The following is a 9,074-nucleotide window of genomic DNA, read 5'->3' on the forward strand; positions in this document are numbered from 1 at the left end:
GACCCCCGGCCCTACGTCTGGACCAAACCCGCTGACCAGATCCTCGAATCCCTCGCCGGATACATCCGACGGATCAAGGACTCAGGACACTAGGGTGTGCTCGCCCACCTCATGATCGGAGCTCACGGTGCCGCCAGAGCCGAATCCGGCCACGCTCTATCCCGACGTGGCCGCGCACGGGAGCCTCGCGGCGGCGCTGCTGGCCCTCGCGGGTGGCGCCGGCACCGTGGTCGAGCTGACGGCCAGTGCGGCGGATCCGCTCTGCCAGGCCTCCGCCTCCGGCGGGTTGGCGCACCGGGCCGAGCTCGCCGTCTCCGCGTCCCGGTTCGAACGGCGCTGGTCCGTCACGGCGTTCGGGACCAACGGGCTGCTGCTCTCGGGCAGCACGGACGAGCTCGGCCACCTCCCGCCCGTGATCGAGGCCTGGCTCGCGGGCGAGCCCCTGGACGTGCTCGCGGCGAGGGCGCGGTTCGACGTGCTGAGCGGACGGCCGGAGGTCGTGGACGGCACCGCCGCGGACCTCGTCGCCGCCGAGTGGGCGTGGCTGCTGAAGCAGGCCAAGGACGCCGACTGGCCCGAGTACCTGGCCCTGGTGGAGGCCGCCCACGCCGAACCGCAGCTGCGGGCGCTCTACCCCTTCACCAGCCACTGGGCCCTGAGCTTCGCCGCCGGACCGGACACCCCGCCGGACGTCCCGCCGTTCCTCTCCCTCCAGGCTCCGCACGGGACGCCGCACTACACGGTCAAGGAGTCCTGGAACGGTCCGACCCTCACCCAGGTCGGCAGCCCGGCCGAGGTGATCGCCTTCGCCGTCGCCAGGCTCCCCGGCTGGCGCACCCTCGTCTCCATGCTCTGAGACGCCGACGGCCCGCCGGTCGCGAGGACCGACGGGCCGCCTGTTGGCCTGCCGTGCTTGCCTGTTACAGGGCCTACTTCAGGCCGGTGTTGATGGCGGAGACCAGCTCACCGTTGGAGGTGTCGCCGCTGAACTCCCAGAAGAAGGCGCCCTTCAGGCCCTGGGCCTTCGTCCAGGCCATCTTGGAGTTGATGGTGGCGGGGGTGTCGTAGCTCCACCAGTTGGTGCCGCAGTGGGCGTAGGCGGTGCCGGCGACCGTGCCGGTGGCGGGGCAGCTGTTCTTGAGGACCTTGTAGTCCTCGATGCCGGTCTCGTAGGTGCCGGGCGCCGCGCCGGTGGCGGTGCCGCCCGGGGCGGACTGGGTGACGCCGGTCCAACCGCGGCCGTAGAAGCCGATGCCGAGGAGCAGCTTGCTCGCCGGGACGCCGATGGACTTGTACTTGGCGATGGCCTCGGCGGAGCTGAAGCCGGCCTTCGGGATGCCGTCGTACGAGGTGAGCGGGGAGTGCGGGGCGGTCGGGCCCTTGGCGTTCCACGCACCGAAGAAGTCGTACGTCATGACGTTGAACCAGTTCATGTACTGGGCGCCGCCCGCGTAGTCGGCCTTGTCGATGTTGCCGCCGGTGGAGGCATCGGCGGAGACGGCCGCGGTGATGAGGTCGTTGCCGAACTCGGCGCGCATCGCCTGCATCATCTTCTTGAAGGAGTCGGCGCCGCTGGTGTCACAGCTCAGACCGCAGGCGTTCGGGTACTCCCAGTCCAGGTCGATGCCGTCGAAGACGTCGGCCCAGCGCGGGTCCTCGACCAGGTCGTGGCAGGACTTGGCGAAGGCGGCCGGGTTCTGCATCGCCTGGCCGAAGCCGCCGGACCAGGTCCAGCCGCCGAAGGACCAGATCACCTTGATGTGCGGGTACAGCTGCTTGAGCTTGCGCAGCTGGTTGAAGTTGCCGCGCAGCGGCTGGTCCCAGGTGTCGGCCTTGCCGTCCACCGCGAGGTCGGCGGTGTAGGCGCGGTCGTAGTCGGCGTACGCGTCGCCGATGGTGCACTTGCCGCCCTGGACGTTGCCGAAGGCGTAGTTGATGTGGGTGATCTTGGCGGCGGAGCCGGAGGTCACCAGGTTCTTCACGTGGTAGTTGCGGCCGTAGACGCCCCAGTTGGTGAAGTAGCCGAGCTTGATCTTGTCGCCCGGGTCGATCACGGTGCCGGCGGTCTTGATCGGGCCGGCCGCGCTGGCCGGGCCGGTCAGGTCCTCGGTGTCGCGGGCGACGACGGTGTAGTTGTACGTCGTACCGGCCGTCAGGCCGCTGTCGGCGTAGGTGAGTCCGGCGACGGTGGCGATCTTCACGCCGTCCCGGAAGAGGTCGTAGTTCTTGACCCCGGCGTCGTCGGTGGCGGCGCCCCAGGTGACCTTGAGCGAGGTCTCCAGGATGTCGGAGCCGGTCGGGGTGCCGGGGGCCGAGGGCGCCTTGTTGCCGCCCGGGTTGTCGGTGCCGTCGCAGGAGCCGCCGTTGAGCTTGCAGCCGCTGGGGTTGCCGGGGCCGACGCCGTTGAAGCCGAAGGTGGCGGTGGCGCCGGGGGCCAGGGTGCCGTTCCAGCCCTTGTCCTTGGCGGTCCAGTGGGTGCCGGTGTTGGTGACGGTGGCGTCCCAGGCGGAGCCGACGCTGGTGCCGGCGGGGAAGTCCCACTCGACGGTCCAGGAGGTGAGCGTGGTGGTGCCGGTGTTCTTGATGGTCCACGAGCCGCCGAAGCCGCTGCCCCAGTCGGAGCCCTTGGTGAAGGTGGCGGTGGCGGAGGACGCGGCCTGGGCCGGGGTGGACAGACCGACGACGGCGGCCAGCGGAAGCACGAGTGCGGTCAGGCCGGCTGCTGCCGCTCTGAACCTGCTCCTGGGCATGGTGGTTCGAGTGCTCAACGGGGCTCCTCGACGTGGGGGAACGGACGAAAGGAGGTGGGGAGTCCGAGCGAGCCGCACGGCCGTCGCGGCTGCTCCGCCGACCTTAGAAAGGTCCGTACCAACTCGTCAATAGGTCCAGACCACTTGGCCTTTACTCTCGCTTTGCCGTGCTCCGCCGCCTCCCCGCGGGCCCTGACGGCCCACCAGCACCGGCCCTCCCCGGGTCCGTTCCGGAATTCCGGCACCGTTCCGGCCGGGGGGACGGAATGCAGAGGAGGGGGCGGATATCACCGGAAGATCCGTTTCCCGGCCGGCGTCGTGACTGCTCAGCGGGCCCGTGGGAATTCCGGTGCATCGCCCGCCAGCACGGCCCGGCACCGGATGAATGCGAACCGGCCCGGCATTCCCGCGCCCTGACGACCCCTCGGCCCGAGGGCCCCGGCCGGACCCCTGGGGAGCGGACTGTCCGTCCGAGCCGCTAGCTTTGCCGCAACACCGCACGGAGTGTCCGACTCCCTCCGTCTTCGCGGTGGTTTTCGACGACTTGACACGTACGTGGCACGAGACCGAGGTGTGGAGCGCATGGGCTGGCTGGCAGCTGGCGAGGGGTACGAGATATCCCTGGTGGAGGGCAAGGTGACGGCACGTTCGACGTCCGGACGCGCGGCGGGGCGGGAGCTGAAAACCCTGCCGAAGGCGGTCCGCGAGCATCCCGAGACGGAGAAGCTGCGCCGCTTCGCCGAATGGCTGGATCGGCACGCCGCGTCCTGCGTGGCGCAGGCGGACGCCTGGATGGTCTCCTCCCTCCCGGTCCCGACCGGCCTGCTGGCCCGGGTCTGGCCGGACTCCGCCTGGCAGGCGGCGCTGCGCGACCTGGTGGTGGTCGGCGCCGACGAGACCGAGGTCGGCCTGCTCCGCGACGTCACCCCCGAGGGCGAACTGCGGCTGGTGGACCTGGACGGCGAGACCGTCCGGATCTCCCCCGCCACCGTCACCTTCCCCCACCCGGTGCAGCTGCCGGACCTGGAGGACCTGCGCGAGTTCGCCGCCGAGCTCGGCGTCGTGCAGGGCGTGGAGCAGATCCACCGGGCCACCTGGGAGCGCCCGGCCGAGTTCGCCGAGAACACCACCGAGGTCAGGGACTTCGCGGGCGGCCGCTACCCGTCCCGCTTCGGCCTGGCCGCCCGCGCCACCGCGCTCGGCTACAAGGTGACCGGCGGCTACGCCTCCGCCCGGATCCGGGACGGGCTGCGCACCCTGGAGGCCAACGTCTGGATCGGCGAGCCCTACTGGGACGGCGACTCGGAGACCGGCGGGCTGAGCTGGCACGGGGAGGACGGCCGGGCGCTGCCGCTGGGCGAGGTCGGCGCGGTGGCCTGGTCGGAGGGGATGCGGATGGCCGCGGCGCTGTACGCCGGGCGCTCCGTGCAGCAGGAGGGGGAGGACGCATGAGCGGGACCATCACGGAGGACGGCACGGCCATGGACACGGTGCTGACGCAGGCTCAGGCCGAGGAGCTGCTGCTGGCCGGTGCGGTGCTCCCGCCCGGCACCAAGGGGGCGGGCCGACGGGCGGTCCCGCTGACCGCGCGCACCTACCACCACCCCGCCGTCGAGGGCCGGGTCGTGGTCCGCCTGGTGGCCGCCGAGCTGGGCGCCGCCGAGGACCTGGCGGGCGGCTACCTCGGCCTGGAGCCGCAGGGCGAGCCCGCCGAGGTCGGCCTCGGCCTGCGCCAGGCGCTCGGCTTCCCGGAGTGGGTGCTCGCCCACCACCCGGAGGACGGGCACCACGCGCTCGGCGTGATGCCGGAGTTGGAGAAGATCGCCCGGCAGGCGAAGTCCAAGCCGAAGGCCGCGCTGGACGCCTACCAGGAGCTGGCCGGGCGCCTGGCCGCCGCCGTGCCGCACTTCCTGCCCACCTTCTACGAGCAGGCCGGCCGGGTCTTCCTCGGGGTGGAGAACGCCACCTACGCCTCGCAGATGTTCACCAAGGCCCGCCGCGCCGAGGCGCAGCACGGCCTGGCCCTGGACGAGGAGCGCCTGGACGCGGTCTTCCTGGAGTTCGCGCTGGCGGGCGCGCTGCCCGTCAAGGTGCTCTCCGGGTACGGCAAGGAGCTGTCCGCCCGGGTGCCCGCCGAGGAGGCCTTCACCCGCTTCCGCGAGCTGTGCGTGCGGCGGACGGCGGGCGGCCTGCAGCCCTCCGCGCAGATGGCGACCGACCTGCGCCGCCTGGCCAAGGCCGCGGGCCTGGACCCGGACGACGCCGAGGGCGCGTACCTGGCCGAGCTGCTGGAGCTGCCCGCCACCCTGCGGGCTGCGGGCGGCTGGTGGAAGGGGCACCGGAGCGCGCTGATCGCGCTGGCCCGGCGGGACGCGGCGGTCCGCGGCCGGCTGCTGAACCTGATGCCGACCGGCGACGACTACGAACTCCCGGGCCTGTGGGTGGAGGTCCTCTCCGAGTCGGGCGCGGACGCGGGCCTGGTCGACGTCTCGCTGCCCGAGGCGCAGCGCCCGGCCGACGGGAGCGCGGGCTGGTTCCGCCGGTTCACCAAGTGGCGGGACCGGGGCTGGTACCAGGTGGCCCGGATCCCCGCGCTGCACCCGCTGACGGAGCGGATCGCCGAGGTGCTGCGGGCCGAGCTGGCGAGCACCGGGGAGGCGCTGCCGCTGCTCCCGTCCGACGTCGACCTGGTGGACCAACTCCTCTCCCTGGAGCTCCCGTTGGAGGAGCCGAAGGAGAACACCACGCTGTTCCTGGAGGCCTGGGCGCAGCAGGAGGAGGGCCGGCGCGACCTGCTGGCCCTGGCCGCCGACGAGCGGTTCCACCCGGCGTTCCGCCGAGGGTTGAACCGGATCTCGGACGACCGCGAGGGCCGGATCGCCCTCTCGGTGCTGGCCGCCTCCCCCGGCGGCCGACCGCTGCTGGCCGAGTGGACGGCCGCGGTGGCGAAGGCCTCGGCGACCGCCGGGCTGCCCGGGCTGCCGAACGCGCTGTCCCGGCTCAGCTGGCTGCCGGGCGAGGTGCTGGCGCTGGCCGAGGAGGAGGTCCGGGCGGCCGCCGCCTTCGACCTCGGGGAGATCGTGGCGGAGGCGCTGCGGGCCGGTCTGATGGACGAACTGGGCTGGGACGCCTGGGACTCGGCCACCTCCGAGCTGGTGCCGCGCAAGGACGTCGACGAGATCATCGTCGCCGACGCCTGGCCGTACCTGATCGCGGCCGGCCCCTCCCAGGCCCGGGTGCTGGGCGCGGACGACGCCGTGCTGGTCCACGACCTGCGGATCCCGGCCGGCGACACCAACCACCGGGACCGGGGCTACCTCTACACCGACGGGTCGCTGCTGGTGCAGTGGGAGTCGCGCGCCAACAACCACCAGCCCACCGGCTACTGGCACACCGCCGCCGACCGGGTCTTCACCTTCGCCGAGCGCACCGAGGTGCGCGGCATGCGGACCACCTACCTGGGCACCCTGCGCAGCCACGGACTGCCGATGGCCGGCGGCGGGTTCACCACCGGGCTGGGCGTGGTGCAGGTCGGCGACACCGCCCTGCCGGGCGACCGGGCGGTCATCTCCGACGGCACCTCCTGCTGGGTCTGGGCCGACCCGGGCGGCACCGACCCGTACACCTGGCTGGAGTACGACCCCGCGACCAACACGACCGGCCGGGCCTCGCTGCCCGCCTTCCTGGCCGACGCGGCCAAGGACGACCCGGCCGGCAGCCGCCGGGTGGGCGGCTGGCTGCTGCCGGACCCGGACGCCGTCGCGGGCCCGGCCGGCGGCCCGGCGGGCGGTCTGGTCGGCTGGCGCACCGTCAAGCTGGCGGACGGCCGGTTCCGGGGCGAGGACGTGGCGGGCCGTCAGGTCTTCCTGCCCGAGGACGCCGAGGCGCCCGACGCGCTGGTGGTCTTCCCGGGGGCCGAGCGGCCCGTCGCGGTGACCCGCAGCAGCTACCGGGCCCAGCTCCGCCGCGAGGACGGCCTCCTGCTGGCCGAGCTGCGCACCGACGACCTGCCGGGCGAGTTCGCCGAGGGCACGCCGCTGCTGCCGCCCATGCGGTTCTGGCACCACCTGCGCCCGCGCGACGAGGCGGGCTCGCTCGCGCTGCGCGCGATGGACCGGGCCACCGCCTCCTCGCTCCTCAAGGTGGCGGTGGCGGCCGACGGTGACCGGCCGGGTGACCTCACGGCCGCGCTGGCCGTGGTGCTGCCCCAGGTGACGCACCACGCCCTGCGCTCCGGCCTGGCCGGCGTGCTGCGCTACGCGGCCCGTCAGCAGGCGGTGCTGGACCAGGTGGCGGTGCGGCTCACCGAGCAGCTGGACGGCGGCGGCGCGGCCGAGGCCGCGCCGAGCGGCCCGGCCGACGAGCTCCTCTCGAGGGCGCTCAGCGGCACCGGCCTGCTCTCCCGCTGGTGGGGCCGGAACGCCACCCACTACGTGGCGGGCCAGTTCGCCTTCCTGACCGCGGCCGCCCTCCCGGAGTCGCCCGCGCGGCCCGCCGGCACCCTGCACGTGGACGCCGCGGAGGCGCCGTACGAGTCGGTGGACTGGCTGCGGCTGCCGGAGCTCGCCGAGGCCGCCGCGGTGCGGGCCGCCACGGCACCGAACGCCGAGCAGCGGGAGGCGGCCGCCTGGTTCGCCGGGCAGTTGGCGGGGCTGGGCCTGACCGGCACGGCGCCGCAGTGGCGCAAGGCCGTGCTGGAGCTGGCGGGCAGTCAGCTGCTGGACTCCGACGGGAGTCACCGCAGCGGCACCGGCGACGCGCTGCTGGCGCTCGGCGGCGGGGCCTTCCTGCTGTTCGCCGACAGCACCCAGCGGACGGACGGGTCGGCCCTGTCCACCGTGCTGTTCCACGACCCGGCGCAGCGCTTCGAGGTGCCCGCGCCGTACGAGGTCCGCTCGATCGGCGCGGTCGGCACCGGCGGCCCGGAGGGCACGGTGGCGGCCGTCCTCGCCCTGGCGGCCGAGCGCGGCCCGGCGCCCTGGCGGCCGGAGACGGCCGAGCGGTTCGCCGAACTGACCGGCGTCACCCCGACCCTGGCCGCCCTGGTGGTGGCCGGGCTGCCCCAGGTGGACTCGCACGACCGGAACTTCCTGGACGGCGAGGCCCGTGCCCTGCTCGGGCTGAAGGTGGCCGAGGCCGCCGTGGCCCGGGACGAGCTGCGGGCGGTGGCGACGGAGACCCGTCAGCACCTGATCCGCGCCCTGCTGCCGGCCGACCCGGCCGCGCTCTGGGAGGGCGGCCCGGACGTCGAGGCCGTCGCGGCGGTCTGGGTGCAGGCGCTCGGCCGCCGGCTGGCGGTGCCCGAGGCACTGCTGGCCGACGCGGCCAAGGGCCTGCGGGCCCCGTGGGCGGCCAACCAGGCGATCGCGGCGGTGCTGGAGCCGCACGCGGCCGAGGAGTTGACGAAGGACCTGGACTGGACGGTGCGCGGCGACCGCTGCGTGCCGGTCGAGTCCGGTGCGGCCGGCTTCACCGCCAACGTGCTGACCGGCGCGCTGGCCGCCGCCGCCTGGCTGGCCCACCGGCTGCCCGCCGGTGACCCGCTGCGCGCCGCGCTGCCGGCCGCACTGGCCGCCGTCCGGGCCCGGCTGGCCCACCCGGGGCTGATCCTGGACTTCGGACGGTACGTCAGCCTGCCGGACTTCAAGAAGTCGGCCGGCGCGCCGACCGAGGTCGGCGAGGGCTACGAGCGCTACGGCGCGGTCATCATGGCGACCCACGACAGCCAGCCCGCGCCGGGCATCCGCACGGCGCTGCTGGACGCGGCCGGGCAGGACCCGTACCTGCCGGTGCTGCGCGGCGACGGCAAGCCCTTCGCCGCCGAGGTGGCGCTGCGGCTGGCCGCGTCCGCGGACTTCGCCGCGCTGCTGGCCGACCAGGGCGCCCCGGCGGCCGGCGAGGCGGGTGCGGACGGCACCTGGTGGCCGCAGGACCCGTCCCGTTCCGTGCCGGAGCTGGTGGCCGAGGTCCGGGCCGCGCACGGGCTCGGCGAGGACGCGGCGGTGCTCTACCTGATGCTGCTCGCCATGCCCGATCCGACGGACAAGAACACCGCCCGCTGGACCGGCTGGCGCCCGGCCCGGATGAAGGCGGCGCGGGCCGAACTCGCCGCCACCGAGCTGGTGGTGACGGCCACCCGGACCAGGGCGGGCCGCTCGCTCTTCCTGCCCGGCGCCTGGACCGAGCGGCGCAGCCCGTACGTGCCGCTGGAGACCTGGAAGCTCCCGCTGCTCGGCGTTGGCGGCCAGCCAGATCGCGGCGCGGTTGCCGTGGCCCTGGTCGTCCTTGTCGTGCTGGCGCTGGGAGTCGTGGACGGCCGCCGCG

At 74.3% G+C, this 9,074-nt stretch carries 4 protein-coding genes; 3 read left to right on the forward strand and 1 reads right to left on the reverse strand.

Annotated features, from left to right (window positions below):
* The first annotated feature begins 127 nt into the window (after positions 1–127).
* On the forward strand, positions 128–856 hold the full coding sequence (locus ACWCYY_RS40340) for a DUF6193 family natural product biosynthesis protein (protein WP_380149689.1): 729 nt from the start codon (positions 128–130) through the stop codon (positions 854–856).
* A gap of 73 nt (positions 857–929) precedes the next feature.
* Here ACWCYY_RS40340 and ACWCYY_RS40345 read toward each other — a convergent pair whose 3' ends face one another.
* A complete protein-coding gene (locus ACWCYY_RS40345) occupies positions 930–2,750 on the reverse strand; it encodes a glycosyl hydrolase family 18 protein (RefSeq protein WP_449798923.1) in 1,821 nt (606 codons plus the stop codon).
* Positions 2,751–3,332: 582 nt separating this feature from the next.
* Here ACWCYY_RS40345 and ACWCYY_RS40350 point away from each other — a divergent pair.
* Both ACWCYY_RS40350 and ACWCYY_RS40355 read left to right on the forward strand, forming a co-directional pair.
* Positions 3,333–4,202, forward strand: coding sequence for a DUF4132 domain-containing protein (locus ACWCYY_RS40350; RefSeq protein WP_345288208.1), 870 nt, complete (start codon positions 3,333–3,335; stop codon positions 4,200–4,202).
* Positions 4,199–9,074: DNA-binding protein (locus tag ACWCYY_RS40355; protein ID WP_449798922.1), on the forward strand; the 4,876-nt coding region annotated here is incomplete at its 3' end. The genes ACWCYY_RS40350 and ACWCYY_RS40355, both read left to right, overlap by 4 nt.

The sequence above is a fragment of the Kitasatospora sp. NPDC001664 genome, assembly GCF_053596675.1.

What these genes read in the sequence shown, in the direction of transcription:
- ACWCYY_RS40345 (WP_449798923.1), bottom strand. Translation starts at nt 2,750, where the DNA reads ATGCCCAGGAGCAGGTTCAGAGCGGCAGCAGCCGGCCTGACCGCACTC.
- ACWCYY_RS40350 (WP_345288208.1), top strand. Translation starts at nt 3,333, where the DNA reads ATGGGCTGGCTGGCAGCTGGCGAGGGGTACGAGATATCCCTGGTGGAG.